This is a genomic window from Marinobacterium aestuariivivens (genome assembly GCF_042661465.1).
In the GTDB taxonomy this organism is placed as follows: Bacteria; Pseudomonadota; Gammaproteobacteria; order Pseudomonadales; family Balneatricaceae; genus Marinobacterium_A; species Marinobacterium_A aestuariivivens.
Window position 1 is genome coordinate 3,112,919 of the sequence record NZ_JBHSWE010000001.1, and the last position, 26,879, is coordinate 3,139,797.

Genomic DNA, 26,879 nt, shown 5'->3' on the forward strand with positions numbered 1-26,879 from the left:
TACGGCCTCGGTGCATTCACTGTTCCTTGTGCGAGCCTAGCGGATTGCGCGGCCCATGGCGATCATCCGGCCGCCTGCGATGCCTGCAGATGGCGGTCCCAGATCAGCCGGGTGTCGAATTTCTGCGCCGCCACCATGGTGCAGATCACGACGGCGGCGAAGGCGGTGGCGCCATGGTTGCCGATGATATGGGTCAGGTTGCCGAGCTGGACCAGGGCCACCAGGATACCGACCACGAAGATATCCAGCATCGACCAGCGCCCGACCCATTCGACGAAGCGGTACATCAGCATCTTCTGGCGCAGGTTGGTGGTCCAGCCCAGCTGCACCGTCAGCAGCAGGATCAACATGCCGACCAGCTTGCCGACCGGAATAATGACGCTGGCCACCAGTACCACCAGGGCGATCCAGAACAGGCCATGCTGGGTCAGCTCGACGACGCCCTCGAGAATGGTGCTCGGCTCGCCCCGTCCGAGGGTGCGCACCGTCATGATCGGCAGCATATTGGCGGGGATCAGCAGAAAACCGGCGGTCAGGACCAGAGACCAGGTCCAGGCCAGGGAGTGGGGTGTACGGGGGTGCAATCGCCCATGGCAGCGGGGGCAGTGCAGCTCCTCCATGGCGGCCGGGCACAGCAGATGACAGTCGTGACAGTTGATCGGTTGCTCGCCGGGCCGGATGTCAGGCAGGGGATTTGGATGTCGCTCGCCGATCAGGCGCCAGAACAGATCGCGATCCAGCATGGTGGAGCTCAGGATGGTGATCAGGATCAGGGCCGCCAGGCTGTAAACGCCGAGCCCGGGTTCGACGCTGGCGACATCGATCAGCTTCACCACCGACACCAGGATACCCAGCAGGTAGACTTCCAGCATGCCCCATTCGTCGAGGTACTGATAGCTGCGCAGCGCCAGGGCGGTGCCGCGCCAGAGGCCGCCACCCTGCAGCGAGGCGCTGACGTAGAACAGCAGCAGCAGTTTCGTCAGCGGCACCAGCATCGCGAACAGCAGAATCAGCAGCGCCACCAGCCAGAGGCCGTCGGCATAGAGGGACATGGCACTGGAAAAGATGGTCTGGCTCTGGCGCAGGCCGAGGGCCTCGAGGCTCAACAGTGGATAGAGATTGGCCGGCAGAAACAGGATCAACCCCGCGATGGCCAGCGCCAGGGTGCGCTCGACACTGTTGTGGCGAGCCGAGATCAGCGTGGAACCGCAGCGCGGACAGCGTGCCGAGTGGCCTGGCGGGACCCGTGGCCGGGCCAGCAGCAGATCGCAGTGATGGCAGGCGATCATTTTGTCCATACTATGTAAGGCTTCCCGATTACAACCGACACTATAGCCTTTGCACAAAGGCTGTATGTTCATCCATTGAGCGTACCAGTATGCCAGATTCCGTCCCCAAGCCCATATCCGAATGGCTGCGGCAACAGCGACGTCCGGCCGTGGCCCGGGTCACGCGTCTTGGCGGTAGTCGCGGCTCCGTCGTCAGCCGGCTCGACCTGCATGACGGCAGCCGCCTGCTGCACAAGTGCTATCGTGCCGATGCCGCCGAGGCGGTGGCGGCCGAGGCGCGTGGCCTCGAAGATCTTGCGCGAACCGGGCCGGTCGCGGTGCCGGCGGTGCTTTACCAGTATGGCGATTCACTGTTGCTGGAATATATCGACGGTGCCGCGCCGGCCGACGACTTCTGGGCACGGCTCGGTGAAGGTCTGGCCGCGCTGCATCTGAAGCCCAAACCGGCTTTCGGCTACGGTATCGATTCGTTTTGCGGCGGTACCCGCCAGCCGAACATGAAACTGTCCGATGGTTATCGCTTCTTTGCCGAGCGCCGGCTGCTCCATGGGGCCCAGCTCTGTTTCGGGCGTCGACTGCTGAGCCGGGACGAGGTGCAGCAGCTGGAGTCAATCGCCGCGCGACTGGAGCAGTGGTTGCCGCAGGACGATCCGCGGCTGCTGCATGGCGATCTCTGGTCCGGCAATGTACTGGCGGGCGCCCGGGGCCAACCGGTGCTGATCGACCCGGCGGTCTACTGGGGCTGGGCCGAGACGGACCTGGCGATGACCCGGCTGTTCGGCGGTTTCGATCCGGCATTCTACGAGGCCTACCAGGGTGTCAGACCGCTGTTGCCGGGCTGGGAGCAGCGCGCCGAACTGTACAACCTCTGGCACCTGCTCAATCATCTCTATCTGTTCGGCGGCGGCTACAAAGCGGCGGTTCGTGATCTATGTCGTCGTTATGGCCGCTGATCTGTTGTAACGTGCGCGCGGGTTGCCTGTGACTAGCGACAGGTGACAAGTGACGCGTTACGCCTTAGGCGTTACGCGCTAGGATAGGCACCTACCCCTTTCGAAAGCCGGATCCCTGCCTGGGGGTGACGGACACAGAGGAAAACCAATGACAGACAACACGGGCAACTACAAGGCGCTGCGACGGGAGTATCAGGCCAAGTCGCTGGGGCGTGCGGACCTGCAGCAGGACCCGGTCGACCAGTTCAGCCGCTGGCTCGAAGAGGCACGCGAGGCGCTGCCCGATGACGCCACATCGATGACACTGGCCACCGCCGATGCCGACGGCACGCCGTCGGCCCGGATCGTGTTACTGAAGCATTTCGACGCCGAAGGCTTCTGCTGGTACACCGACTACCGCAGCCGCAAGGGGCGGGAACTGGCGGCCAATCCCCGGGCCGAGCTGCTGTTCTACTGGCCGGCGCTGGAGCGCCAGGTGCGTATTACCGGCACTGTCGAGCGGCTGCCGGAAGCATACGGCGAGACCTATTTCAATGAGCGCCCCGTCGGCAGCCGTCTCAGCGCCGCGGCTTCGCACCAGAGTGCCGTGATCGAAAGCCGGGCGCTTCTGGACGAGCGGGTCGAGCAGCTGCGCTCAGCCTGCCCCGACGGCAGGATTCCGAAACCGCAGGACTGGGGCGGCTACCGTCTGCGGCCGCTGCGCTTCGAGTTCTGGCAGGGGCGGGCAAGCCGGCTGCACGACCGCTTCAGTTTCCGGCTCGAGGACGGTCGCTGGATTGTCGAGCGGCTGCAGCCATGACGGAACTGAGCCTGCACAGCGTCGAGCCCGGGGAGCCGGCCGGCGCAGCCGTTATCTGGCTGCACGGTCTGGGTGCGGATGGCTCGGACTTTGTTCCGGCGGTGCCGCTGCTCGAGCTGCCGCCGTCGCAACCGGTGCGCTTCCTGTTTCCCAATGCGCCGGTGCGCCCCGTGACAGTCAACGGCGGCTGGCCGATGCCGGCCTGGTACGACATTCTGGAAATGAATATCGAAAGGCGCATCGACGAGGCGTCGCTGGATCACTCGGCACAGCAGATCGGCGTTCTGATCGAACGGCAGCTAGCGCAGGGCATCCCCGCCGAGCGCATTTTCCTGATCGGCTTTTCCCAGGGGGAGCCGTTGCCTATCATACGGCCCTGCGTTATGAAAAAACGCTCGGGGGCGTGGTGGCGCTCTCGACCTACCTGGCGACCAGGGCGCGGCTGCATGAGGAGCTTCATCCGGCCAACAGGTCGCTGCCGCTGCTCCTGTGCCATGGCGATTACGACGATGTGGTGCCGCTGACGCTCGGACTGCGGGCGCGGGATGAGCTGCAACAGCTGGGACTGATGCCTGAATGGCAACAGTATCCGCTGGCCCACGAAGTCAGCGCCGCCGAACTGAAACGGGTGGGCGACTGGCTCACCGAACAACTGCAGAGGAACTCTGGATGAAAGTCGCTGAAAATGCGGTCGTCAGCTTCCACTACCGGCTCTACGACGAGGAGCGCAATCTGATCGACGATACCCGCGATGGCGCGCCGCTGCCCTACCTGCATGGGCACGCCAATATCATCGCCGGGCTGGAGCAGGCGATGGCCGGACACGAGGCCGGCGAGACCCTGCGTCTGCGGGTGCCGCCGCAGCTGGGCTACGGACTCTATGACGAGGACAAGGTGCGAACCCTCGAACCCTCGTTCTTCGACGGACTGGGCAAGGTCGAGGTCGGCATGAGCTGTCAGCTCGAAGACGATGAAGGCAATATGGAGCTGGCGGAAGTGATCGAGATCGACGACGAGGGGGTCACGGTCGACAGCAACCATCCCTATGCCGGCCGCACCCTGGACTTCGAGGTCGAAATCGTCGAGGTACGGGCCGCGACCGACGCGGAGCTCGCGAAGGGGCGCATCGACCCCGCATGATGATGTCGCTGGTGCGCCGCGGCGCCGTACTGCTCGTCGGCTGTCTTTTGCTGGCAGGGTGCGGGCGGGAGCCTTCGCTCGATTACCTGCCGCCCGGAACCCCGGTGCTGGCATTCGGCGACAGTCTGACGTACGGCACCGGAGCCTCGCCGGCCGAAAGCTATCCGGCCCGGCTGGCCGGTCTTACCGGCTGGGCGATGGTCAATGCCGGCGTGCCGGGCGAGCTAGCCGAGCAGGGCCTGCCCCGGCTGCAACGCCTGCTGGAGACCGAGTCGCCGGCACTGGTGCTTCTCTGTCATGGCGGCAACAATCTGCTGCGCGGTCAGCCGGAGAGCCGCGTTCGCGAGACGCTCGCGCGGATGATCGAACTGGCCCGCGAGCAGGGCGCCCAGGTCGTGCTGATCGGGGTGCCGAAGCCGTCGCTGCTGGTCAGAACCGCCGGCCTCTACGAAGAACTGGCCGATGAGTACGGGCTGGTGTTTCTGCCCGACGCCATCGCCGACACCCTGTCGGAACCTTCCCTCAAGTCCGATCAGATCCATCCCAATGCCGCCGGCTATGCCCGCATTGCCGACGAGCTCCTGAACCTTCTTCAGTCAGCCGGCGCGCTCTATTAACCTGGCTGACAACTAGGTTCCCTACCTATTTGTCAGTCACGCCACGGAAACGGGCGCAGGTGCGCGGACATGCTGGTTTCCGTGGCGCTCGCATTGGCCTGCGGCCAATGATGAAGCGTCCCTGCTTCATGTATTAACCCGCCGGGTTAATAACTACATCTTCTCGCGCCATTTCAGGTCGCCAATCTGCACGTTGAGCCACTCGAAGCCGATACGACGGGCGACCGCGGCCGCGCCATCGAGACTCTTGAACTCGCGCTCGTCCTTGCTGCGCTGCAGGTTCAGCGTCACCAGCTCGTTCTCCCGGGTGACGAACTTCAGCGTCCAGCCCCGGGCCATCGATACCGGAATGGCCTGACAGGAATCGAACACACCTGCCTTGAAAAGAAGTTTAATTTCCCTTTCCTGCACTGTCTTAATTCCTATTTGATGTATCAATTATTTTTAGTGATCAGTATATAACCAGTTTTGTTCTGTGACAAATCCAAAAGACTTTTTGTTTTTATTTAACTTGTTGTTTTATAAAGGTTTTATATTGGCGTTCGGACAGGTCGCGCTCGGGGGATGGTTTTGTAAGTTATTGATTCAAAAAGCGGATCGGCTGAGCGCCGCCAGTGCCAGGCGTCGGATAAACATATTTTTGAAATTTCATAAAAAATTCATGACTTATCATAAAACAAATATTGATAATTCATTTTTTGCTATCGAGTGACGAACAGACAGGTCCACCCTCCGCTTCACAGACGCAGGCGCGAGTGCCCTGGAGTGCAGGTTTTAGTGGGGGCCTTATGGGTCTTACGGGTTGATGGCGGGGGGCTCGGGGTCGATGTCGTGGCGGGAATGGGAGGGGGTGTTGAATACTGTTTGACCAGCTGCGCTTTCTGGCTAAAATGGCGCGCCTTCCAGCCGAGAAGGGTGCTGGAGGGCATCCGCGGCGGCTCCCTGGACCGTCCGGAGGACCCATCAATACAGGCGTTGTCGCCTTTTGGAATCCGCGCTATGCACTGCCATCATTTCGCCGCCGGACGGTGTCGCTCCTGTACCCATCTGCCGACGCCCTATGCCGATCAGCTGGCATGGAAACAACAGCATGCCCGTGAGTTGCTGGCTGCCTGGCCCGATGCGAAATGGCTGTCGCCGGTGAGCAGCCGCGAGCGCGGTTTTCGCAACAAGGCCAAGATGGTCGTCAGTGGCAGCTGGGAGGCTCCGGTACTGGGTACGCTCGGCATGGCCGGACGTGGCGAGGATCTGCGTGACTGTCCACTTTATCCCGAAGCGCTGGCCTGCGCATTCGAACCGCTGATACGTTTTATCCGGCTGGCACGTATCGCCCCCTACGAACTGGCGAGCCGAAGCGGCGAGCTGAAGTACCTGCTGCTGACGCTGTCCGTTCAGTCCGGTGAGCTGATGATACGTTTCGTGCTGCGTTCCCAGGAGGCGGTCGGCCGCATGCGCAAGCATCTGGCGACGCTGCAGGACGAGTTGCCGCAGCTGCGGGTACTCTCGGTGAATCTGCAGCCCGAGCACAAGGCGGTGCTGGAAGGTGAAAGGGAGATACTGCTCAGCGGCAGCCGCACTCTGCAGATGCGGCTCAATGGGCTGCCGTTACATCTGCGGCCGCAGAGCTTCTACCAGACCAATGACGAGGTTGCCGCCGCACTCTATGCCCAGGCGCGGGACTGGTGCGACGAGCTCCAGCCCGGCGCGATCTGGGACCTGTTCTGCGGCGTTGGCGGCTTTGCATTGCATTGCGCGGCGCCGGGGCGTCGGGTGACCGGAATCGAGATCAGCACCGAGGCGATCCAGAGTGCCTGTCAGAGCCGTGACGAGCTGGCGCTGGCGGATGTCGAATTCCGCGCGCTGGATGCGGCCGACTTCGCCGCCGGGCAGACAGAGGTGCCGCCGCTGGTGATTCTGAACCCTCCCCGGCGCGGCATCGGTCCCGGGCTCTGTGCTTTCCTCGAAGCCTCGGCTGCCCGCTGGCTGATCTACTCGAGCTGCAATGCCCCGAGTCTGGCGCGGGATCTCGAGCGCATGCCGTCGTTCAGGCCGCTGCAGGTGCGCCTGCTCGACATGTTTCCGCACAGCCACCACTACGAGCTGATCACCCTGCTCGAGCGCGATGGCTAGCAGTCTGTCGGGCTTGATCGATCGTAGTATCCGTAGGATGGGTGGAACGACGCATGGTCACGGGATATCCGATCCTTACGCAAACAGGGCGTCGTGTAACCCATCTTAGGGTGTCGGGCCGGCATCGCAGCAGCCGGAGTCATTGATGGGTTACGCCGCAGCCGATCTCCTGCGCACTGACCGTACAGTGCCATTGCGGCTCCACCCATCCTACGCTTTCTAAAGCGCGATGAACCTAGAAAAACAGCCACCCGCCGCGGCTCAGGTCGTCCTTGCAGCCCTTGTACTGGGCGGCATAGCGGCGCGAGCGCTGATCGACCTTGTCCGCGACCCGCACCAGCCAGGCCTTGTGCCGGTAGCTGCCGTTGCGATACCCCCCAGCCCTCGTGATAGGCGAGGTACTGGCCGCGGGCGTCCCATTTCGACACCCCGGTCAGGCGCTGGGTCTTGTGGGTGTACCAGCCAACGAAATCCATGGCATCGGCGAAGTCGTCCCGCGACGACCAGCCATTGCCGGTCTCCCGTTCGTAGTCGCTCCAGGTGAGGGTCTTGGCCTGACTGTAGCCGTAGGCGGAGCTGGCGCGGCCATAGGGGATCAGCCCCAGAAACCAACGCATCGGCGGTCGGGCATCGTGGCGAAAGCCCGACTCCTGGTACATGATCGCCATGGGCACGTACACCGGCGTGCCCCAGCGCTTGTTCATGTCCAGGGCCGCTTCGTGCCAGTCGCTTTTTTCCTCGAAGATCGAGCAGATATTGTCGGGCTGACGGGGCGGGGCACTGCTGCAGCCGGCCAGGGTGAGAATCCCGGCGAGGGCGGCGAACAGTCGTGGCAAGGGAAACTCGTAAAGCATCTAACCGTCCTGGTCTGGTGTTGCCCCGAAACTTTAACAGAAATTGCAGGGGCTTGAAGCGATGAGTGGTGAGTCGTGAGGGCGTTAGGACGTAAGGACGTAAGGACGTAAGGGGTGGTACCCGTGAATACAGCCGCCCGGGCTTCTATTCTTAACTGAACGGGGTAAACCGATGGAGGCGATCATGACCATGCCGGGCGAAACTAGAGCGCCGGAGCCACAACTCGATCTGTTGCACGGAAGGGCCAGCGATCTGGGCGCAGGGCTGATCGTCAACCGACTGCTGCCGCAGCGGGCGCGGCGCATGATCGGGTCCTGGTGCTTTCTCGACCTGATCGGACCTGTCGAGTTTGCACCGGGAAAGGGCGTCGATGTCGCGCCCCATCCCCACATCGGCCTGCAGACCGTAACCTGGCTGATCGAGGGCGAACTGCTGCACAAGGACAGCCTGGGTTCGCTGCAGCGCATCGAACCGGGCCAGCTCAACCTGATGACCGCCGGCGCCGGCATTGCCCATTCCGAGGAGAGTCCGGGCGATCGCAGCGCGCGCATGCTCGGCGTGCAGTTCTGGGTGGCGCTGCCGCCGAATGCCGAGTGCTGCGAGCCGGCCTTCGAGCACCATGCCGAATTGCCGGACACCCTGATCGACGGGGTGCGCATCCGGGTGGTCATGGGGACCTATGGCCATCTGATGTCGCCGGCCCGCTGCCATTCGCCACTGTTGGCGGCGGAGCTGGCCAGCAGCCAGGGCGGCATGAGGACGCTGACGCTGGATCCGGATTTCGAGTACGGCATCATGGTGCTCAAGGGGCCCTCAAGCTGGAGGGACAGGGCCTGTCCCCGGGCAGCCTCTGTTATCTTGGCGGCCAGAGGCGCGCGCTGGAGGTTGCGTTGTCGGCGGGCAGCTGTTGTATATTGCTGGGCGGCATTCCCGTCGCAGAGCCCGTCAAGATCTGGTGGAACTTTGTCGCCCATCGCGAGGAGACGATCCGCTCCGCGCTCGACGACTGGAACAATGGTCGCCGCTTTTTGCCGGTATCCAGCTATGAGGGGCCCGCGCTGAAGGCGCCGGAATGGCCGCAGAACGGGCGGCTCAAATAACCGAACAGCAGGGCAGGGAACGTCTTCGAATGTCGAAAGTGTCACAGATACAGGATCTCGCGGCGCTGCTGCGCGCACGCACGCCGCTGATCGCGATCAGCAGCCATGACGAGCAACGGGTCGAGCGCCTGCTGCTGGAGCAGTTGACGGGGAGTGGTCGTCCCTTGTTCAAATGGAGCCTGACCGAAGGGCTGGCCCGGCTCGATACGCCGATGCCGCCGCAACGCATGCACGCCAAGCCGGTCGATGCACTGGGTCATATCCGTTCGGTGACCGTCCCCGGCATCTACCTGCTGGCGGATCTGCACCCCTTTCTCGACGATCCGCTGCATGTTCGCCTGCTCAAGGATATCGCCCTCGACGAACGCCACACACTGGTGCTGGTCAGTCATGAGCTCGAGATGCCGGCGGAGCTGGAAAAGCATGGCGCCAGCCTGCGTCTGGCACTGCCCGACGGGGCCGAACTGGAGGAGATCGTGCGTGACGAGGCACGGCTCTGGGCCCAGCACAGCGGTACCCGGTCCGGACCAGTAGTCGGGCGCTGGAGATGCTGGTCCGCAACCTCGCCGGCCTCGGCCGGCTCGATGCACGGCGCCTGGCGCGCAACGCGATACAGGACGATGGCGCCATCACCGACTCGGATCTGCCGGCGGTGATGGAGGCCAAATACAGGCTGCTGAGCCGCGAGGGTGTTCTGCAGTACGAATACGAGACCGTCGAGCCCGATCAGGTGGCGGGCTTCAGCCGGATGAAGCAGTGGCTCGGCACCCGGCGGCCCTTTTTCCTCGGCGAGGCGAAAACACCCGGCGGGGCATTGCCGAGGGGGCTGTTGCTGCTCGGGGTGCAGGGGTGTGGCAAGAGCCTGGCCGCGCGCTCGGTGGCCGGTGCCTGGGGCGTACCGCTGTTGCGATTCGATGCCGGCGCGCTGTACGACAAGTTCATCGGCGAGTCCGAGCGCCATCTGCGCGACGCCCTCGCCACCGCCGAGGTGATGGCGCCCTGTGTGCTCTGGATCGACGAGATCGAAAAGGGGCTCTCGACCGGTGATGGCGATCAGGGCACCTCGAAGCGCTTGCTGGGTACCCTGCTGACCTGGATGTCCGAGCAGCGCAGGGCCGTTTTCCTGGTGGCCACGGCCAACGATATTTCCGCGCTGCCGCCGGAACTGGTGCGCAAGGGGCGCTTCGACGAGGTGTTTTTCGTCGACCTGCCCGGTCCCTCGGCCCGTGAGGCGGCGCTGCGGATCCATCTGTCGCGCCATGATGCCGACCCGGACCGCTTCGATCTTGCCGGGCTGGTGGCCCGGAGCGAAGGTTTCTCCGGTGCCGAGATCGAGCAGGCGGTCGTATCGGCCTATTACGCGGCCCATGCCGGTGGCGCCGGGCTCTGCGACGCCGGGCTGCTGGCCGAGCTGGAGGCGACACGGCCGCTGTCGGTGCTGATGGCCGAGCCGGTGGCCCAGCTGCGACACTGGGCGCAGGAGCGGGCGGTTCCCGCCGACTGAGCGACAGGAATCAATACACAAGAGGAGAGGTCATGACCCAAGCAACCCGCGGACACTGCCTGTGCGGTCAGGTGCGATTCGAAATCGGCGGCGAGTTCAGGCGTTTCATGCTGTGCCACTGCAATCGCTGCCAGCGCGCCAGCGGTTCGGCCCATGTCAGCAACCTGTTCTGCAAACCCGATCAGCTGCACTGGCTGCAGGGGGAGGACCTGGTGCGGCGTTTCGAACTGTCCGATGCCGAGCGGTTCGGCAAGAGCTTCTGCAGCCATTGCGGGTCTCCGGTGCCCCATGTCGGTCGCGACGGCAGCTATCTGCTGGTGCCGGCCGGTTCCCTGGATGCCGACCCCGGGCTGCGGCCCCAGGCGCACATCTTCTGCGCCAGCCGTGCCATCTGGGACGACGACAGCCTCGCCGACGCGCCCCGTTTCGACGAGTATCCCGTCTAGCCCTGCCGGGTGGGTCCCGGTGGGAGCGGCTAAAGCCGCTCCCACAAAGGATGGCACTCAGGGCGGCTGTTCGCGGCTAAAACCGACCTCGGAAATATCGGCGCCCGCCATAGGAGCGCCGCACCCAAAGGGCACTTCCCCGGTGCGAACAACCTCGGTACCGTAACCTTTCGCCTCGGGGCGAGGCTCCTACGAAATATCGGCCATGGCACCTGTCACGATCAGGGGTGGCCATGAACCATAGAATCTCCCACGAAAACCTCCTACAGGTGCAGAGCCGGATATTTTTCGATCGATATCTTCCAAAGTCCGCGCTTTGGTTTAGAATCGCGCTGCCGGGTCTTCAGTCGTTATTCAGGCCCGGCCGCCTACCCTCCGATACTGACAGCTTGCCTCCTGCAAGAGCGTTTTCCGGGCCACAGCATTTGAAACAGCGCTATCTCGAATTCGACTACCTGCGGGGTATCGCGATCCTGCTGATCATCCTCGGTCATGCGGTAGTCAATATCGACCGAACCTTTCCTCTGGCACTCAACAACCTGATCGCCGGCGGTTCAGGGGTTTTCGTCTTCGTCTCCGGCTTCTTCTTCCACCGTGTGTTCGCGCCGCGCTTCGACTATCGCGCCTTCATGGCCAAGAAGATTCGCAATGTCTTCCTGCCCTTTCTGCTGGTGTCGCTGGTGGCGTTGCTGCCAATGATGTGGATCTGGCTGGGAAAACCGGGCATGACGCCGGAGAAGTTCGCCGAGAACCTCTACTGGCAGCTTAATGACGGCTATGTGCTCTATCCGCACTGGTATATCCCGTTCATCATGGCGGTGTTCCTGCTGTCCCCCGTCTACCTGCTTTACGTCCGCGCCAGTACCGCGGCACAGCTGCTGCTGCTGGCCGAAGCCTGTATCGCGGCGATGCTGGTGCACCGGCCTCTGGGCAATATCAATGTGCTGCAGTCGCTGGTCTACTTCACACCCTACTATCTGGCCGGGATCCTATGTTCGCAGCATTACGGGGTGCTGGCGCGGCACCGGCGGGTCATCGCCGCCACGGCGCTGCTGGGCGTATCGCTATTCGTCGTACTGCAGACGCTGGCGTTTCCGCACCTGGCCAACTACCACAAGGCGCCGCTGCAGTTTGCCGGTATCGACCTGATGTTCTGGCAGAAACTCTGTCTGTGCCTGGTGCTGCTGGAATTCGCCCGCTGGCTCAGTGTTCATGCGCCCAGCCCGCTGCTGCTGGAGATCTCGCGGGCCAGTTTCGCGCTCTACTTCCTGCACCCCTTCCTGCTGAGCGCCGTGCACGACCCGATGATGCCCTGGCTGCGCAGCCTGCATCCAGGGGCGCTGACCAATATCGCCGCGACGGGGGTGTCGCTATTGCTGGCCACTGCGCTGACCTATGCCGTGGCACTGGCGGTCAGGCGCAGCTTCGGCCAGCGCAGCCGCATGCTGATCGGCTGGTAGCGGCTATTCCACCGTCACGGTTATCTTTTCCGACACCACGGGCGGGTCATGGGGGACATGGTTCATGTCGCCTAGCAGCAGTTGCAGGCTGTGCCGGCCGGGTGGCAGCGTCAATTCGGTTTCGGTCTGACCTGCGCCGAAGTGCATCACGCTGGCATCCATCGCCTTGCCGGCTTCCGGCAGCTCGTCCCGGTCGATCAGCAGGTGGTGGTGGCCGGTCCCTTCCCGGTCGGTTCCGGCCGGGGCCACCCCCATGCCGCTGAGACCGAAGCGGACGGTAAAGGTCTGCGGCACGGTGTCCCCGTCCTGCGGCGAGATGATGTAGGCACGAGCACCTTCCGGTGTCGGTGTCTGCGCATACAAGGGTGCGGCGGCCAGGGTGGCGGACATCAAGAGTCCGGTGAGTATCGCTTTCATTGAAGGCTCCTTGCGATACGGCAGCAACAGGAGCGTCGCCGCCGACCCGGATTACTATAGTCGAGACTGGCCCACCGTGGCGGGCCGATCCTGCCGGCTCGCGAGACCCGTTTGTTCGCGCAACCGCCATTCAGGAACTAAATTCATTAAACAGGTTTCGTTCAGGCAGGATATGCAACACTGCTCCACTGCCGTTAATCAACAAGAGGGTATGGATCCCATGAAACTGAACAAGCTCTGGTATGCAGTCCTGTTCGCGTCGGCGACGGTTCTGAGCGGTTGCGGCAACGACGATGCCGAAAAGAGCGCGACGGAGCAGAGCGCTCCGGCTGTCGAAGAGATGAAAGAGGAAGCGGCCGACGTGGTCGAGGAGGCCTCAGAGGCGGCTGAGGCGACCGGTGAAGCGGCCGAAGAAGCGACCGAGTCGGCGGGCGATATGGCATCCGACACGGTAGAAGCTGTCAAGGAGACCGCCAGTGATATCGGACAGGCCGCAGGTGAAATGATGGATAAAGCCGGTGAGGTGGCTTCCGAGGCGGTCGGGGCTGCCGGCGAGGCCATGGACATGGGAAATGCCCAGCAGAGCTCTGAGGAGGCAGCGGACGGTTCCGCGGAAAAGACCGAATAACCCCGATGCACGGATCGCAGCGGGCTGAGCTCAGCCGTTGCGATATACCCATTCAAGCAGTGCCCGTTCGAAGGCCCGGACCGGGTGCTTCATGGGGTCCCGCCGGGCGTCCTGTCGCGTGGCTTCGGTCAAACTGACACCTGAGACCATCAGCACGAAGAGGTAGCGCCGGCCGGACGCCGCAGTCAGGTAGCCGGCCAGGTTGCTGCTGCCGTTGATCGTGCCGCTCTTGCCGCGCACGTTGTCGGCCAGGGCTTTGAGCGCAGGCTGCGGCGATAGCGCAGGGTGCCGGACTGGCCGGCCACGGCCAGGGTCCTGTAACTGATGGCGTCCGGCTCCCGTGCAAGCTGACGCAGCAGGCGGGCGAGCTGCGCCGGCTGCAGCAGATTGTCCCGTGACAGCCCCGAGCCGTCGGCCAGGACGGCGGGGTCCAGCGTCAGGCCGATGGCCTGCTCGAGGCTCTCCTTCACCGCCCGGGCGCCGTTGCGATAGTTTCCGGGCTCGCCGGAATGCCGCCGTCCGAGGGTCTTGAGCAGACTGTCGGCCAGGAGGTTGTCCGAGTCCTGCAGCATCTCGGTCAGCAAATCCGGCAGCGGGGCCGAGGCGACACTGGCCGCTGCCTGCCAGCCGCTGCCGGCGGCCCGGGTTTCCGTTATGCGGCCATCGAGGCGGATACCCAGTTCGTTCAGCTGCACCCGGATCACGTCACTGGCGAAGGCCACCGGGTCGGTGACGGCGAAGTTCAGTGGCCAGATCTTGCGGTCGCTGGTCACGCAGCCGTGCAGCCGGTAGCGGTTGCCGGCTGCGGTGTCGACCTCCAGTTCGCACAGCCGCTCCCGCTGCTGCGCTGCGGTGACGGTGGTGGCGTCGCTGCTGACATCCAGCGGCTGGTGCGGCGGTATATAGAACCGTGCCAGGGAACCCGTCGCCTGGGGTGTCAGGCTGGCCGCGACGCAGTTCCGGTCGAGAATCAGCGCCGATACCGGGGCGCTGTAGCAGACGCTCAGGTTGTTCCAGGGCCAGCCCGGCCCCCAGGCATAACCGTCGAAGGCGCTTGTGTCGAGCAGCAGGTCGCCGTCGATCGTATCGATCCCCGCATCCCCCATGCGCTGCAGCAGCTGGCGCAGCTGGGCACGGCTGAAGTCCGGCGCGCCACTGAACTCCAGGCGCCAGTCTCCCTTCCAGCGCTTACCGTCAGCACGGCCACGGTGCCAGAGTCGCGTCTGATAGCGAAAGTCGCGGCCCAGCGCAAGTTCCGCCGCATAGGCGGTGAGCAGCTTCAGGGTGCTGGCCGGTGGCAGCAGCGCGCCGGGATGGTGCTCGATTCGCACCGGGCCGTCGGCGATGAGGGGCTCCACCACAAGACCGACCTGGCTGCCTTCAGGCGTCAGCGTCAGCAGTGAACGCCAGCTGTCATCGGTTTGCGCGCGAACGCCGGAAGCCGTGAAACTGCAGCAGAGCAGGAACAGATAGAGGTATTTCATGCGGTCATTCCCTGAGGCCGGTGAAGATGCAGTTGGGCAACAGCGGTCACCGATGGTTCAGAACCGCATCGACCGGATGCACAGGTCAGGGTGGCCGCCCGGGTCCGGCGGCCGGCAAGGGGCGATTGGACCGCTGCTGTGCTATTCCTTGATGCCCTCGAGGCGGTTGCCGAGCAGGGCTTCAAGCGCTTCGAGTTTCTGTTTGATGCTGTCGATATTGTTGCTGCCGTCGCTGAGCTCCGGTGAGATTCGAATCATGTCCAGTGCTTCGACGAGAAAGCTTTCCTCGTTCATCTTGGCCAGCTGTTCGGCGGTCCAGCTCTTGGTCTTGTACATCTGCGGAGTCCTCGCTGTAAGGCTTGTTTAGGTATGGTTTAGGCTCCGGCGTTTTGCAAGTAGTTCCCGCCCGCGTCGTGGCTGCCAGCCAGGACGCGGGCGGAATTGACACTGAGGTGAATTCGCGAAATAGTGCTGGGCGCAACCGACAATAATAAGAACTGGCACCGGAACCCTTCTGTGATTGTATCGAACAGGCAACTTCTTCCAGGCTGGGCCCATGGCCGCCTGTTTCGCACCGGCATTCTGTTCGCGACCCTGCTGCTCTGTCTGCTGATCTGGATCCTGGATCCCCTGGTCGATGCCCGGCTGCTGGGCAATTCCCGCTTTCTCGATCAACTGTTGTCGCCGTCCCGTACCGAGATCTACGTGCGTTCCCTGATGTCGCTGACGGCGCTGATCGCCGGGTTGGTGATCGCGGTATTGCAGCGTCGGCTGAGCCTGCAGTACCGGCTGCTGAACGAGCAGCGGGAGTCGTTGCAACAGATCATCCGGGCGGAGCCTGAATGCGTGAAGACGCTGTCGCGCAGCGGCGAGCTGCTGCAGATGAATCCGGCGGGTCTGGCCATGATCGAAGCCGACAGCCTGGAGCAGGTGCAGGGACGCTGTGTCTACGATCTGATCGCGCCCGAAGACCGGGACGCCTTCATGGCGTTCAACCGGCGCATCTTCGCGGGCGAATCGGTGCGGCTGCAATACCGTGTGATCGGCCTCAAGGGGGCTCGGCCTTTGTCGACAGCCATGCCGTGCCGCTGTTCGACGCCGACGGGCGGGTCAAGGCACATCTGGCGGTGACCCGTGATATCACTGAAACCCGGCGTTACCAGGACGAGCTGATGCAGTTCTTGTCCGCAGTCGAGCAGTGCGCCAGCATGGTGATGATCACCGACACCGGCTCGCGTATCACCTACGTCAATACGCGCTTCTGCGAGGTCTCCGGTTACAGTCGCGACGAGCTGATCGGCCGCAAGCCGGTGTTCATGCTGTCCGATACCCAGGACCGGGCGTTCTACGAAGGGCTGGAGCGGGAGATCTCCGCCGGGCGGGAGTGGCGTGGCAAGGTCCAGAACCGGCGCAAGAACGGCGAGCTGTACTGGGCCTCGGTGGTGATTTCGCCGGTCCGCAACGAAGCCGGTCGCATCACCCGGTTCCTCTGCACCCAGGAGGACGTCACCCGCTCCCACCAGCTGGCGGAGCAACTGGATTATCAGGCCCGGCACTGTCTGCTCACCGGCCTGATCAACCGCCATGAATTCGAACGCCGTCTGGCGACGGCTTGGCGCCAGGTACGGGACGACGATCGCCGTCACGCGGTGTTCTTTCTCGATGTCGACCAGTTCAAGCTGATCAACGATACCTGTGGCCATATGGCCGGGGACCAGTTGCTGAGGCAGGTCGGAAGGCAGATGCAGGCCCATGTCCGGGATCAGGGTCAGGTGGCACGCCTTGGCGGCGACGAGTTCGCCGTGCTGCTGGAAGGCTGCGACATCGACCGGGCGATGGAGGTGGCCGAAACGCTGCGTCAGGCCGTGGAGGATTTCGCTTTCCCTGGGGCGATCAGCTGTTTCGCATCACCGTCAGCATCGGGGTGGTGGCGATCGACCGGGCGTCTGCCGGTGCTTCGGAAGCGCTGCGCGACGCCGATGCCGCCTGCTATGTCGCCAAGGAGCGGGGGCGCAACCGTATCTACCGGCACCAGGATCAGCAGGCGCTGCTGCGGCGCAACGGCGATATCCAGTGGATCGGCCGCATCCACGAGGGGCTCGAGCAGGGGCGTTTCCAGCTGTACGTGCAGGACATCGTCAGTCTGCAGGGCGGCGGAGAGGAGCGCTACGAGGTGCTGCTGCGTTATCGGGGCGAGGATGGCAAGCTGGTGCCGCCGGGGGCTTTCCTGCCGCCGGCGGAGCGTTTCGGCCTGTCGCCGAAGCTGGATCGCTGGGTGATCGAGGAAGCCTGCCGGCACCTGGCCGGGAATCCCGACAGCGCCGCCCGGTTGTCGATCAACCTCTCGGGCCTGTCGATCGCCGACGACGAGCTGCTGCCGTTCGTCCGACTAACGCTCGAACGCTATGCCGTACCGGCGTCCCGGCTCTGCTTCGAGATCACCGAGACGGCGGCGATCACCAATCTGGACAATGCCACCCGCTTTATTCGCGACATGAAGGCAGTGGGCTGCTGTTTCGCCCTCGACGACTTCGGCAGCGGCCTCTCGTCTTTCGGTTACCTGAAAAATCTGCCGGTCGACGTGCTGAAGATCGACGGCATCTTCGTCCGGGACATCGTCAGTGACGAACTCGACCGGGCGATGGTGCGCAGCATCAACGATATCGGCCAGTTGCTGGGCAAGAAGACCATCGCCGAGTTCGTCGAGAACGACGAGATCGCCGCCATCCTGCGCAATCTAGGCGTGGACTACGGCCAGGGCTACGGCATCGCCCGGCCGCGGCCGATCGAGGAGGTGCTGCCGGAGGTTGCGACAGGCGACGGGCGGCAGGTCGCCGTTGGGCTTCGGCCTGCGGCCTCAGACCAACCTGCGAGCCTGTTACGCCTAGCGCGTAACGCTTAACGCCTAACGCCTAACGCCTAACGCCTCAACATATCCTCGGCAGCAGCTCGCCGCTGACCGGCGGCAGGCTGCGCTCGATACCGTAGAGCCCCTGCAGGATCACCGGTGCCGCGCGGCGCGGCTGCAGGCGGCCGATGATGGCCGCACCCTCGCCGAGGGGATGGGCCCGCATCCGCGCCAGCAGGTCGTCGGCCGCGTCGGCGCTGACCGCCGCCAGCAGCCGGCCCTCGCAGGCCAGCTGCAGCGGGTCCAGCCCCAGCAGCTCGCAGAGGCCGCGTACCCCGGGGCGTACCGGCAACGCACTTTCGTCGATCAGGGCACTGAGCCCGGCGGCATCGGCGAACTCGTGCAGCACCGCGTTGAAGCCGCCCCGGGTGGCGTCGCGCAGTGCATGCAGGCCCGATACCTCGAGCAGGGGCCGGATCAGCGGCTCGAGGCTGGCGCAGTCGCTCGAGAGGTCGCCCCCAGGGCCAGCTCCCGGCGGCTGGCGAGGATGGTGGCGCCATGTTCACCGATCGGACCGCTGACAATCAGACGGTCGCCCGGTTGCAACCGGTGGGTGCCGATATCGAGCCCGGCCGGGATCACCCCGAGGCCACTGGTGTTGATGAACAGGCCGTCGGCCGCGCCCCGTGGGACCACCTTGGTGTCGCCGGTCACCACCCGGACGCCGGCCTCGCGGGCGGCCCGGGCCAGCGACGTGCAGAGGTCCCGCAGCAGGCTCAGCGGCAGCCCCTCCTCGATGATCAGGGCGCAACTGAGGTACAGCGGCCGGGCGCCGCCGACCGCCAGGTCGTTGAGGGTACCGTTGACCGCCAGGGTGCCGATATCGCCGCCCGGGAACTGCAGCGGCGTGACGACGAAACTGTCGGTGGTGAAGGCCAGTTGCTCACCCGGCTGCAGCTGCAGCTGCAGCCGGGCCTGGTCCTCCTGGCGCGCCAGTATCGGATTGTCGAACAGCGGCTGGATCAGCTCGCGCAGCAGCTGTTGCATGGCTTCGCCGCCCGCGCCTTCGGCCAGTGTCACAAGAGGTTCATTCATTCGCGCAGTCCTGCAGTCGATACTGGTACCAGGCGGCACAGGCGCCTTCCGACGACACCATCAGGGCGCCGCGGGGATCCTTGGGCGTGCATTCGCGGCCGAACAGCGGGCACTGCACCGGTTTCATCTTGCCGCTGAGCACGGCGGCGCAGCCGCAGCGCGGGTCCTGCCCGGGGGCGTCGTCGACGACATCCAGCAGCGGCAGGGCGTCGAAATCGCGGTAGTCGTCCCGCAGCTGCAGGCCTGAGCGGGGCAGCAGGCCGAGGCCGCGCCAGTCGCTCTGGGGCGCCGGCTCGAAGACCTCGCTGACCGCTGCCTGCGCGGCTCTGTTGCCGCCGGGTGTGGCGGCGCGGCGGTACTGGATTTCGATGCGGGCCTCGTCGCGCGCGAATTGCCGCAGTAGCATCAGCACCGACTGTAGCAGGTCGACCGGTTCGAAACCGCCGATCACCAACGGTTTGCGGTATTCGGCCGGGATGAATTCGAAGGGGGCCGTACCGGTAACCAGGCTGACGTGACCCGGGCCGATAAAGCCGTCGATGCGCAGCCCGGGATCCGCCAGCAGCGCCCGCAGCGGCGGTTCGATCAGCACCAGGTGGCTGAGTGCGCGGAAGTTGCTCAGGCCTTCGGCCCGGGCGCTTCGCAGTGCCAGCGCCGTGGCCGGCGCCGTGGTTTCGAATCCGATGGCGAGAAAGACCACCGTTTTGTCCGGGTGGCGGCGGGCCAGTTCGAGGGCATCGCGCGGTCCGTAGACCACCTGGACCGCCGCGCCCGCGGCCCGTGCCGCGAGCAGGCTGCCCCGGTTGCCCGGCACCCGCATCGCGTCGCCGTAGCTGCACAGCAGGGTGCCGGGACGCCGGGCCAGTTGTACCGCCTGGTCGATCACCGACTGCGGCAGCACGCAGACCGGGCAGCCGGGGCCGTGAACGAACTCGAGGTTGTCGGGCAGCAGGCGGTCGAGACCGAAACGGAAGATGGCATGGGTGTGGCCGCCACACACCTCCATGATCTGCCACGGAAGGTCCTTTACCGGCAGCTCGGCGGCCTGCTTTTCGATAGCGCGCACCAGGTTTCGGACGACGGAGGGATCGCGGAACTCGTCGATATATTTCATTGCGTTTGGGCCTCGTCGACGGCAGTCCAGGCCTCCAGGAGGCGCGGGCTTCGTCGTCGCTGATCAGGGTCAGGGCGACGCCGACATGCACCAGCACCCAGCGCCCGATCAGGGCCTCGGGCGAACTTTCGAAGGCCACGCAGCTGAGGTCGATTTCACGCTCGATGCCGCCGCTGTCGGCCAGCGCCAGGCAGCGGGCGCTGTCGGTGATCGACAGGATGCGGGCGGGAACGGCCAGGCACATGTTCAGCGGGCCTCCAGCCAGTCGAGCCAGACATCCATGCCGACGCCACGGGTGGCGCTGAGTGGCAGGGCGGGCAGGTCGGGGCGAATGCACCGGGCATGTTCGAGGCAGCGGTCGACGTCGAACGGGACATAAGGCAGTAGATCGGTCTTGGTGATCAGCAGCAGGTCGGCATCGCGGAAAATGCCCGGGTACTTGAGCGGCTTGTCGTCGCCTTCGGTGACCGAGACCAGCACCACCCGGGCCTGTTCGCCGAGATCGAACATCGCCGGGCAGATCAGGTTGCCGACGTTCTCGATAAGCAGCAGGCCACCCGGAGCCGGCGGCAGCTGGTGCAGCGCCCGGTGTACCATGGCGGCATCCAGGTGGCAGGCCTGACCGGTCTGGATCTGGACCGCCGGCGTACCGGTCGCGCGAATGCGGGCGGCATCCAGCTCCGTTTGCTGGTCGCCCTCGATCACCAGGGCCGGACGTCGGCCTTGCAGGCGTTTCAGGGTCCGCTCCAGCAGCGTGGTCTTGCCGGCGCCCGGACTCGACACCAGGTTGACGGCGCTCAGCTCCAGGGCCCGGAAGTGCTCGCGGTTGTGCGCCGCCTCCCGGGCGTTGGCTTCCATCAGGTCGCGGTGCACATCGATGATCCGGCTGTCGGCCGGCGGCGCTTTGGGGCTATCGCAGCCGCAGTGACCGCACATCAGCAGGCCTCCATCTGTTCTATCAGCACTTCGTCTCCTCCTTCGATATCCCGGTTCTGGCCGCCGCATTCGGGGCAGTCGCCGAGCCAGTCGTGCAAAGCATAGCAGTTGCCGCAGGCCCGGCAGCGGGCGCGGCCCGGAACCCGGTGGATGCCGAGCGTGCAGCCCTCGAGGCAGGCGGGCTTGCCGATGGCCTCGAAGGCGAACTGCAGCGCCCCGGGTTCGACGCAGCTGAGGCTGCCGACCGCCAGTTCCACCCGCAGCACCCGGTTCAGGCCGCGTTGGCGGACCTCCTCCTCGAGGCTCCGGCACAGGCTCCGGCACAGGCTCAGTTCGTGCATGCCGTTCTCCTTTCAAGATCGATACCGCCGCTGCCAAGCAGCGCGGCGAGCGATTCGCAGGCCTGCGGCAGGCATTGCGCCAGCGCCGGGCTGAGGGCCCGGCCCCAGTCCAGGCATTCGAACGGGGCGCCGACGAGGCTGACGCGCTCCGGCGCATCGCCGAGCACGGTCATCAGTTGCAGCAGTTCCGAGGCGCCGAGCTGATGCACCGCCATCGCCGGCGGCGGGGCCTGTGGCGGCAGGGGGTCGACGATCAGAAGCCCTGGCGGATATCGCTGCGCACCGCATCGAGCAGCACCAGCCAGCGGCAGCCGGCGATGCGGTCGTAGTGCGCCATCGGCCGGTTGCCGCCGTAGAGGCACAGCAATGGCGGTGGGAGACGATAGTCGGCTTCGAAGCGGCGCAGCAGGCACTCGCCGAAGCCGTCGTCGCTGCGGTCGGGATGACCCAGGGCCAGCAGCACCACCTCAGCCATGGTCGGCCTCCCGCTGCAGCCGGCCGGCCACAGCCTGTCCCAGCGCCAGTCCGCCGTCGCCGGCCGGCAACTGGCGGGGGATCAATACCCTGAAGCCCGCATGTTCGAGGCGCGTGCGCAGCGCACTCTGCAGCAGGGCGTTCTGCAGACAGCCACCGCCGAGCGCCAGGGTGTCGACGTGCTGTTGCCGGGCCAGCGCCATCAGCCGCTCGCCCAGCAGATCGGCGAGCCAGAGGTGGAAGCTCAGGGCCAGGGTCGCCGGTGTCGTCTGCGCCAGTCCCTGCAGCAGCCGGGCCCAGAGCCTGTCCAGCGTCAGTGGTCCGGGCACCGGCTGCAGCGGTGGCACCTGCAGCGGATCGGCGCGGCCGGCAAGGGATTCGAGCCGCAGTGCGGCCTGACCCTCGAAGCTCAGGCGCTCGGGCGCGATGCCGAGCAGGGCGGCAACGGCATCGAACAGCCGGCCGCAGGAGCTTGCCGGCGGCGCATTGAGCCGCTGAGCGATCATCGCCCTGAGGGTGACGAGAGGGCGTTGTTGCAGTGAGTTCAGGGCGGGACTGTCGAGTTGCTCCCAGCCGGGGGCCCAGCGATCGAGGTGGGCCAGCAGGTTGCGCCAGGGTTCCCGCGCGGCCTGTTCGCCGCCGGGCAGGGCGACGGCCGGCAGTCCGTCCAGCCGCCGGTAGCGGCGGTAGTCGGCCAGCAGGATCTCGCCGCCCCAGAGCGGGTGCGGACTGTCCGCCGGTGCCTGGCCGCTGCCGTCGAGTATCAGCCCCAGCACCGGCGGCGCCTCGACGGGGTAGCGGTGCTCGGCGAGACAGGCGGCCAGGTGGGCATGGTGGTGCTGGACCTCGATCAGCGGCACCTGGTGGTGCTGCGCCAGGGTCTGTGCCGGCGCCTGCTGAAATAGCCCGGGTGGGGATCGCAGACGATCAGTCGCGGCACGCAGTCGAGCAGGCTGACCAGCTGATCGCAGCTGTCCTGCAGCTGCTGCAGAATCTGCGGCTGATCGAGGTCGCCGAGGTGCGGCGCCAGTGCCGCGCGGCCCTGGCGCACCAGACAGGGGACATTCTTGAGGTCACCGCCCAGGGCCAGCACCCCGTCGGCGGTAGCCAGGCCTGCGGGCAGCGCGAATTCCGCCGGCGCATAGCCGCGGGCACGGCGCAGCAGCCTCGGCTCGCCGTCGATCACCCGGGCCAGGGAGTCGTCGACCCGGTGCAGGATTTCACGGTCGTGCAGCAGCAGGGCATCGACCCCGGGGCCGAGTCGCTGCAGCGCCTCGTCATTGCCGAGGCAGGGCGGCGCGCCCTCGACATTGCCGGAGGTCATCACCAGGGGCGGTCGGCCGCGGCCATCAGCAGGTGCTGCAACGGCGTAGACGGCAGCATCACGCCGACAAGATCGAGGCCGGGAAAGAGGTTGTCGGGCCAGCGGCCGGGGCGGGCGGCCATCAGCACGATGGGGGCCGCCGGGCTTTGCAGCAGCTCGATTTCCGCATCGGCGGGCTGGCAGTAATACTGCAGTTGCTCGAGGTCGCGCAGCAGCACCGCCAGCGGCTTGTCGGGGCGCCCCTTGAAGCGGCGAAGGCGGGCAATCGCGGTCGGATCGAGCGCATCGCAGGCCAGGTGAAAGCCGCCCAGGGCCTTGATCGCCAGCAGCTCACCGGTCAGCAGTCGCCGGGCCGCGCCGTCGATGGCATCGCCGTCGCCGAGTTCCCGCCCGTCGCGATCGGCCAGCCAGGCGCGCGGGCCGCAGGCGGCGCAGGCGATGGGCTGGGCATGGAGACGCCGGTCCCGCGGGTCTTCGTATTCGGTGCGGCAGGCGGCGCAGAGCGCGAAGTCGGCCATCGCCGTCTGTTCGCGGTCGTAGGGCATGCGCCGGATGATCGAATAACGCGGGCCGCAATGGGTGCAGTTGGCGAAGGCGTAGCGATAGCGACGATCGCCCGGATCCCGCACTTCGGCCAGACACGCCGGACAGCTGGCGATATCGGGGAGGATCCGGGTGCGGTTGCGGCCCTCGACGCTGTGCTCGATGCGAAAGGCCGTCGGCGCCTGGTTACAGGTCGTCAGGCGAATGTCGATATCGTCGATCTCGGCCAGCGGCGGCAGGGACTGCTCGAGCCGTCGCCGGAAGCTGTCCGCGGCGTCGGCGGGAAAGAGACGGATCAGCAGGCCGTCGCCGTCGTTGTGCACCTCGCCACAGAGCCCCATCGCCTCGGCCAGCTGCCAGACGCAGGGGCGCATCCCGACACCCTGAACGGTGCCGCGCAGACGGATTTCGGCGATTTCCTGTGGCACGACAGTCCCCTTGTTCGACCGGTATCGGTTCTGGACAGTATAGGGCCGGATTCGATGCCGCTGTCGTTGATCCCGGTCAGGTCGGCCTTTATCTGCTGGTCTATGCTGATAACCCGGCAGGTATCCTTTTGAACGACCCGGGACAGAGCAATGGATCAGACGGCTTTTTTGCAACAGGGGGATCTCGAGCGGCTGTTCGCGCTGCTGCGTGCCGAGGGCTACCGCACGGTCGGCGCGATCGAGGAGCAGGGAGCCCTCGTCTATCGGGAGGTCGACGGCGCTGCAGCATTGCCGGTCGGCAAGGTCGATCGCCAGTCGCCGGGCCGCTACCGGCTCGAGCAGCAGGATCATAAGCGCTATTTCGACTGGGTCGGCACCGCCCAGGACTCAAGCCCTGGCTCTTCGCCGCCGAACAACCGCTCTGGGTCGCGCGCGAGGTGGAGGGCGGTCTGCGCTTCGAGGAGGTGCGTGAGACACCGCCGCCGACGGCCGTGATCGGGGTGCGGGCCTGCGATCTGGCGGCGCTGGCGCTGCAGGACCGGCATTTTCTCGAAGGCGACTATCCCGATCCCCATTACCGCGACCGGCGCGAGCGGCTGCTGCTGGTGGCCGTCAACTGTCATCGCAGTGCCGAGACCTGCTTCTGCGTTTCCACCGGAGACGGTCCGGAGGTGACCGGCGGCGCCGACCTGGTGCTCGACGAACTCGATCAGGGTTTCCTGGTAAAGGCCGGCAGCGATCGTGGCCGGCGGCTGCTGGATGCGTTGCCGACCCGGCCGGTGCAGGGGCGGTTCCGGCGCCGGGCCAAGGCGCTGCGCAAAGAGGCGCGCATCCAGCAACGGGCGCTGCCGTCGCGGGATCTGCGGGCGCCGCTCTACGCCGCGCGCGAGGATCAGCGCCACTGGCACTCGGTGGCCGAGCGCTGCCTCACCTGCGGCAATTGCGCGGCGTCCTGCCCGACCTGCTTCTGCTTTCGGGTCGACGAGGAAACCCCGCTGGACGGCAGCCAGAGCCAGGCGGTCAGACGCTGGGATACCTGCTTCAACGACGAGCACAGCTACCTGGTCGGCCATGTGGTGCGCAAAAGCGCCGAGCACAAGTACCGTCAGTGGCTGACCCACAAGCTGGCGACCTGGCACGACCAGTACGGCCGCAGCGGCTGCACCGGATGTGGCCGCTGCATCACCTGGTGTCCGGTCGGCATCGATATCGTCGAGGAGGCCGAGCGCCTCTGTACCGAGGTTCGGACAGGGGAGATCAGGAATGACTGATCCCTGGCTGCCGCAGACCGCCGTCCTGGTCGACAAGGTGATGGAAACACCGGAGGTGGCGACCCTGGCGCTGCGTTTCGCCGATCCCGAGGTCCAGCAGCGCTTCCGCTTCGACTGCGGCCAGTTCAACATGCTCTATCTGTACGGGCTCGGCGAGGTGCCGATCTCGATCATGGATTTCGAGGACGATTGCCTGCTGCACACCATCCGGGCGGTCGGGCGCATCAGCCGCCCGCTGGTGGCGCTCGAGCCCGGCGCACGGCTCGGACTGCGCGGCCCCTACGGCAACAGCTGGCCGCTGGAGGAGGCGAAGGGACGGGATGTGGTCTTCATAACCGCGGGGCTCGGCTGCGCACCGGTGATCGCGGCGATCCGGCGCATCATCGCCGACCGCGGCGCCTACCGCCGGCTGGTGATCATGCAGGGGGTAAAACACCGCGAAGACCTGCTGTGGCAGGCGCAGTACGACCGCTGGCGCGAGGTACCGGACTGCGAGGTGCTGCTGGCGGCGAGCGAGGAGAAGAAGGCGCCCTTCGCCTGGTCGCTCGGCATGGTCACGACGCTGATCGACAAGGCCCGTTTCGACCCGCTCAACTGCACCGTCATGATGTGCGGCCCGGAACCGATGATGCGGGCCTCGATGAAGGCGCTGGCCGATAACGGCGTGGCACTGGAGAACTGTTACGTCAGCCTCGAGCGCAACATGCAGTGCGCGCTGGGGCTCTGTGGCCACTGCCAGATGGGCCGGCCCTTCGTCTGCAAGAACGGGCCGATCTTCAAGGTGCCGGAGATCCAGGACTGGTTTCTGCTGGAGGGCTACTGAGATGGCGAACGAAAACGGCAAGGCGACGGTCGCCGTGCACAAGCTGACCTCCTGCTCGGGCTGTCAGTCGGTGTTCCTGAACCTCGGCGAGGATCTGCTGACCCTGAGCCGGCTGGTCGAGATCCGCCACTTCATCGAGGCTGGGCTGAACGATTTCGAAGCGCAGGTCGATATCGCCTTCGTCGAGGGCAGCATCACCACGCCGGAGGACGAAAAGCGCATCCGCGAAGTGCGCGAGCGCTCGCGCTTCGTTGTCGCCATCGGCGCCTGCGCCTGCAGCGGCGGCGTTCAGGCGCTGCGCAACATCAAGGATTCGCAGCACTGGGCCGGGGCCATCTATGCCGATACCGCCTATCTCGATTCGCTGGCCGACTCCCGCCCGGTGGCGCAGCTGGTCAAGATCGACCTGGAGCTCTGGGGCTGTCCGATCAGCGGCCGTCAGCTGATCGCCACGGTGCGCGCACTGCTGCAGGGCGTGCCGCCGGTGCTGCCGACCGAGAAGGTGTGCCAGGAGTGCAAGCGCGCCGGCAACGTCTGCGTGCTGGTGAGCCAGGCCGCGCCCTGCCTGGGCCCGGTGACCCGGGCCGGCTGCGGCGCGCTGTGCCCATCCTTCGGCGCCCCCTGCTATACCTGCTTCGGCGCCTCGGAACAGCCCAACTGCGAGGCGCTGGGCGAGCGGCTGGTCGGCCTCGGCATTCCGCGGCGCCAGGTGGCCGAGCGTTTCGTCTCGATCAGTTCCGGCCTCGAAACCTATCAGCAAGCCTGGGAGCGCTGGCGCATACCGGCGAAAGAGCTATGACCGATTCACGCAATATCCGCCTGCGCGTCCCCGTGATTACCCGGCTCGAGGGGAGGGTGCG

The 26,879-nt window shown here is 65.5% G+C and carries 31 protein-coding genes and 6 pseudogenes; 20 read left to right on the plus strand and 17 right to left on the minus strand.

What is annotated here, in order from left to right:
* Nucleotides 1-62: 62 nt before the first annotated feature.
* Nucleotides 63-1,298: a paraquat-inducible protein A gene (locus ACFQDL_RS16160; protein ID WP_379909940.1), complete on the minus strand. Its 1,236-nt coding sequence runs from the start codon at nt 1,296-1,298 to the stop codon at nt 63-65.
* Between the two features lie 80 nt (nt 1,299-1,378).
* Between ACFQDL_RS16160 and ACFQDL_RS16165 the strand changes: the two genes are divergently transcribed.
* From ACFQDL_RS16165 to ACFQDL_RS16185, 5 genes and pseudogenes are all read left to right on the plus strand, one after another.
* Nucleotides 1,379-2,242, plus strand: a complete 864-nt coding sequence (locus tag ACFQDL_RS16165) for a fructosamine kinase family protein (RefSeq protein WP_379909941.1) — start codon at nt 1,379-1,381, stop codon at nt 2,240-2,242.
* Nucleotides 2,243-2,390: 148 nt separating this feature from the next.
* Nucleotides 2,391-3,041, plus strand: coding sequence for a pyridoxamine 5'-phosphate oxidase (gene pdxH / locus ACFQDL_RS16170; RefSeq protein WP_379909942.1), 651 nt, complete (start codon nt 2,391-2,393; stop codon nt 3,039-3,041).
* Nucleotides 3,038-3,714, plus strand: a pseudogene (locus tag ACFQDL_RS16175) (alpha/beta hydrolase). Before pdxH ends, ACFQDL_RS16175 begins: the two are co-directional and overlap by 4 nt.
* Nucleotides 3,711-4,181, plus strand: coding sequence for an FKBP-type peptidyl-prolyl cis-trans isomerase (locus tag ACFQDL_RS16180; protein ID WP_379909943.1), 471 nt, complete (start codon nt 3,711-3,713; stop codon nt 4,179-4,181). The pseudogene ACFQDL_RS16175 and the gene ACFQDL_RS16180 overlap by 4 nt, the downstream one beginning before the upstream one ends.
* Nucleotides 4,178-4,798, plus strand: coding sequence for a GDSL-type esterase/lipase family protein (locus ACFQDL_RS16185; protein WP_379909944.1), 621 nt, complete (start codon nt 4,178-4,180; stop codon nt 4,796-4,798). The genes ACFQDL_RS16180 and ACFQDL_RS16185 overlap by 4 nt, the downstream gene beginning before the upstream one ends.
* A gap of 153 nt (nt 4,799-4,951) precedes the next feature.
* Here ACFQDL_RS16185 and ACFQDL_RS16190 read toward each other — a convergent pair whose 3' ends face one another.
* Nucleotides 4,952-5,170 (minus strand): hypothetical protein, encoded by a 219-nt coding sequence (locus tag ACFQDL_RS16190; protein ID WP_379909945.1) that lies wholly within the window; start codon nt 5,168-5,170, stop codon nt 4,952-4,954.
* Between the two features lie 543 nt (nt 5,171-5,713).
* Between ACFQDL_RS16190 and rlmC the strand changes: the two genes are divergently transcribed.
* Complete coding sequence (rlmC, locus tag ACFQDL_RS16195; RefSeq protein WP_379909946.1) at nt 5,714-6,928, plus strand: 23S rRNA (uracil(747)-C(5))-methyltransferase RlmC; 1,215 nt, start codon at nt 5,714-5,716, stop codon at nt 6,926-6,928.
* Here rlmC and ACFQDL_RS16200 read toward each other — a convergent pair.
* Nucleotides 6,925-7,782, minus strand: a complete 858-nt coding sequence (locus tag ACFQDL_RS16200) for a transglycosylase SLT domain-containing protein (protein ID WP_465263965.1) — start codon at nt 7,780-7,782, stop codon at nt 6,925-6,927. The genes rlmC and ACFQDL_RS16200 overlap by 4 nt on opposite strands.
* A gap of 304 nt (nt 7,783-8,086) precedes the next feature.
* Between ACFQDL_RS16200 and ACFQDL_RS16205 the strand changes: the two are divergent.
* From ACFQDL_RS16205 to ACFQDL_RS16230, 6 genes and pseudogenes are all read left to right on the plus strand, one after another.
* Nucleotides 8,087-8,296: pseudogene (locus ACFQDL_RS16205) on the plus strand (pirin family protein); the annotation flags it as partial.
* A gap of 80 nt (nt 8,297-8,376) precedes the next feature.
* Nucleotides 8,377-8,883 (plus strand): pirin-like C-terminal cupin domain-containing protein, encoded by a 507-nt coding sequence (locus ACFQDL_RS16210; RefSeq protein WP_379913122.1) that lies wholly within the window; start codon nt 8,377-8,379, stop codon nt 8,881-8,883.
* 29 nt (nt 8,884-8,912) lie between these two features.
* A complete protein-coding gene (locus ACFQDL_RS16215) occupies nt 8,913-9,539 on the plus strand; it encodes a hypothetical protein (protein WP_379909947.1) in 627 nt (208 codons plus the stop codon).
* Complete coding sequence (locus ACFQDL_RS16220; protein ID WP_379909948.1) at nt 9,431-10,387, plus strand: AAA family ATPase; 957 nt, start codon at nt 9,431-9,433, stop codon at nt 10,385-10,387. Before ACFQDL_RS16215 ends, ACFQDL_RS16220 begins: the two co-directional genes overlap by 109 nt.
* 32 nt (nt 10,388-10,419) lie before the next feature.
* On the plus strand, nt 10,420-10,833 hold the full coding sequence (locus ACFQDL_RS16225; RefSeq protein WP_379909949.1) for a GFA family protein: 414 nt from the start codon (nt 10,420-10,422) through the stop codon (nt 10,831-10,833).
* 425 nt (nt 10,834-11,258) lie between these two features.
* Nucleotides 11,259-12,293, plus strand: coding sequence for an acyltransferase family protein (locus ACFQDL_RS16230; protein WP_379909950.1), 1,035 nt, complete (start codon nt 11,259-11,261; stop codon nt 12,291-12,293).
* Nucleotides 12,294-12,296: 3 nt separating this feature from the next.
* Here ACFQDL_RS16230 and ACFQDL_RS16235 read toward each other — a convergent pair whose 3' ends face one another.
* On the minus strand, nt 12,297-12,710 hold the full coding sequence (locus ACFQDL_RS16235; protein ID WP_379909951.1) for a DUF4399 domain-containing protein: 414 nt from the start codon (nt 12,708-12,710) through the stop codon (nt 12,297-12,299).
* A gap of 220 nt (nt 12,711-12,930) precedes the next feature.
* Between ACFQDL_RS16235 and ACFQDL_RS16240 the strand changes: the two genes are divergently transcribed.
* Nucleotides 12,931-13,338 carry a hypothetical protein gene (locus ACFQDL_RS16240; protein ID WP_379909952.1) on the plus strand — a complete coding sequence of 136 codons (408 nt, stop codon included), beginning with the start codon at nt 12,931-12,933 and terminating at the stop codon, nt 13,336-13,338.
* Between the two features lie 30 nt (nt 13,339-13,368).
* Here the strand turns inward: ACFQDL_RS16240 and dacB are convergent.
* Both dacB and ACFQDL_RS16250 read right to left on the minus strand, forming a co-directional pair.
* Nucleotides 13,369-14,822 (minus strand): annotated as a pseudogene (gene dacB / locus ACFQDL_RS16245) (D-alanyl-D-alanine carboxypeptidase/D-alanyl-D-alanine endopeptidase).
* A gap of 141 nt (nt 14,823-14,963) precedes the next feature.
* Nucleotides 14,964-15,158 carry a hypothetical protein gene (locus ACFQDL_RS16250; protein WP_379909953.1) on the minus strand — a complete coding sequence of 65 codons (195 nt, stop codon included), beginning with the start codon at nt 15,156-15,158 and terminating at the stop codon, nt 14,964-14,966.
* Nucleotides 15,159-15,338: 180 nt separating this feature from the next.
* On the opposite strand from ACFQDL_RS16250, the gene ACFQDL_RS16255 reads away from it, so the two are divergent.
* The 3 genes and pseudogenes from ACFQDL_RS16255 to ACFQDL_RS16265 all read left to right on the plus strand — a co-directional run bounded on the left by ACFQDL_RS16255 (nt 15,339) and on the right by ACFQDL_RS16265 (nt 17,724).
* A complete protein-coding gene (locus ACFQDL_RS16255) occupies nt 15,339-15,953 on the plus strand; it encodes a hypothetical protein (RefSeq protein WP_379909954.1) in 615 nt (204 codons plus the stop codon).
* A pseudogene (locus tag ACFQDL_RS16260) lies at nt 15,905-16,696 on the plus strand (sensor domain-containing diguanylate cyclase); the annotation flags it as partial. The gene ACFQDL_RS16255 and the pseudogene ACFQDL_RS16260, both read left to right, overlap by 49 nt.
* 251 nt (nt 16,697-16,947) lie before the next feature.
* A complete protein-coding gene (locus ACFQDL_RS16265; RefSeq protein ID WP_379909955.1) occupies nt 16,948-17,724 on the plus strand; it encodes an EAL domain-containing protein in 777 nt (258 codons plus the stop codon).
* Nucleotides 17,725-17,749: 25 nt separating this feature from the next.
* Here ACFQDL_RS16265 and ACFQDL_RS16270 read toward each other — a convergent pair whose 3' ends face one another.
* The 11 genes and pseudogenes from ACFQDL_RS16270 to ACFQDL_RS16320 all read right to left on the minus strand — a co-directional run.
* The gene (locus tag ACFQDL_RS16270; protein WP_379913124.1) at nt 17,750-18,151 is read right to left on the minus strand and encodes an AIR synthase-related protein; all 402 of its coding nucleotides are present in this window, start codon (nt 18,149-18,151) and stop codon (nt 17,750-17,752) included.
* Nucleotides 18,148-18,765, minus strand: coding sequence for an AIR synthase related protein (locus ACFQDL_RS16275; RefSeq protein WP_379909956.1), 618 nt, complete (start codon nt 18,763-18,765; stop codon nt 18,148-18,150). The genes ACFQDL_RS16270 and ACFQDL_RS16275 overlap by 4 nt, the downstream gene beginning before the upstream one ends.
* Nucleotides 18,758-19,879, minus strand: a complete 1,122-nt coding sequence (gene hypD / locus ACFQDL_RS16280; RefSeq protein ID WP_379909957.1) for a hydrogenase formation protein HypD — start codon at nt 19,877-19,879, stop codon at nt 18,758-18,760. Before hypD ends, ACFQDL_RS16275 begins: the two co-directional genes overlap by 8 nt.
* 46 nt (nt 19,880-19,925) lie before the next feature.
* Nucleotides 19,926-20,123, minus strand: a pseudogene (locus ACFQDL_RS16285) (HypC/HybG/HupF family hydrogenase formation chaperone); the annotation flags it as partial.
* A gap of 2 nt (nt 20,124-20,125) precedes the next feature.
* A complete protein-coding gene (gene hypB / locus ACFQDL_RS16290) occupies nt 20,126-20,815 on the minus strand; it encodes a hydrogenase nickel incorporation protein HypB (protein WP_379909958.1) in 690 nt (229 codons plus the stop codon).
* Nucleotides 20,815-21,156 carry a hydrogenase maturation nickel metallochaperone HypA gene (gene hypA / locus ACFQDL_RS16295; protein ID WP_379909959.1) on the minus strand — a complete coding sequence of 114 codons (342 nt, stop codon included), beginning with the start codon at nt 21,154-21,156 and terminating at the stop codon, nt 20,815-20,817. The genes hypB and hypA overlap by 1 nt, the downstream gene beginning before the upstream one ends.
* Nucleotides 21,144-21,365: a hypothetical protein gene (locus ACFQDL_RS16300; RefSeq protein WP_379909960.1), complete on the minus strand. Its 222-nt coding sequence runs from the start codon at nt 21,363-21,365 to the stop codon at nt 21,144-21,146. Before ACFQDL_RS16300 ends, hypA begins: the two co-directional genes overlap by 13 nt.
* A 44-nt stretch (nt 21,366-21,409) precedes the next feature.
* On the minus strand, nt 21,410-21,631 hold the full coding sequence (locus ACFQDL_RS16305; protein WP_379909961.1) for a hypothetical protein: 222 nt from the start codon (nt 21,629-21,631) through the stop codon (nt 21,410-21,412).
* A complete protein-coding gene (locus ACFQDL_RS16310) occupies nt 21,624-22,490 on the minus strand; it encodes a Kae1-like domain-containing protein (protein ID WP_379909962.1) in 867 nt (288 codons plus the stop codon). Before ACFQDL_RS16310 ends, ACFQDL_RS16305 begins: the two co-directional genes overlap by 8 nt.
* A complete protein-coding gene (locus tag ACFQDL_RS16315) occupies nt 22,481-22,816 on the minus strand; it encodes a hypothetical protein (protein WP_379913126.1) in 336 nt (111 codons plus the stop codon). The genes ACFQDL_RS16310 and ACFQDL_RS16315 overlap by 10 nt, the downstream gene beginning before the upstream one ends.
* A 24-nt stretch (nt 22,817-22,840) precedes the next feature.
* Nucleotides 22,841-23,925, minus strand: a pseudogene (locus tag ACFQDL_RS16320) (Sua5/YciO/YrdC/YwlC family protein); the annotation flags it as partial.
* A 150-nt stretch (nt 23,926-24,075) separates the two neighbouring features.
* Between ACFQDL_RS16320 and ACFQDL_RS16325 the strand changes: the two are divergent.
* From ACFQDL_RS16325 to ACFQDL_RS16340, 4 genes are read left to right on the plus strand one after another with little or no spacing between them, the layout of a single operon-like run.
* A complete protein-coding gene (locus ACFQDL_RS16325; RefSeq protein ID WP_379909963.1) occupies nt 24,076-24,420 on the plus strand; it encodes a hypothetical protein in 345 nt (114 codons plus the stop codon).
* Nucleotides 24,390-25,196 carry a 4Fe-4S dicluster domain-containing protein gene (locus ACFQDL_RS16330; RefSeq protein ID WP_379909964.1) on the plus strand — a complete coding sequence of 269 codons (807 nt, stop codon included), beginning with the start codon at nt 24,390-24,392 and terminating at the stop codon, nt 25,194-25,196. Before ACFQDL_RS16325 ends, ACFQDL_RS16330 begins: the two co-directional genes overlap by 31 nt.
* The gene (locus ACFQDL_RS16335) at nt 25,189-26,019 is read left to right on the plus strand and encodes an FAD/NAD(P)-binding protein (RefSeq protein WP_379909965.1); all 831 of its coding nucleotides are present in this window, start codon (nt 25,189-25,191) and stop codon (nt 26,017-26,019) included. The genes ACFQDL_RS16330 and ACFQDL_RS16335 overlap by 8 nt, the downstream gene beginning before the upstream one ends.
* Before the next feature lies 1 nt (nt 26,020).
* On the plus strand, nt 26,021-26,818 hold the full coding sequence (locus ACFQDL_RS16340) for an NADH-quinone oxidoreductase subunit B family protein (RefSeq protein WP_379909966.1): 798 nt from the start codon (nt 26,021-26,023) through the stop codon (nt 26,816-26,818).
* Nucleotides 26,819-26,879 lie beyond the last annotated feature (61 nt).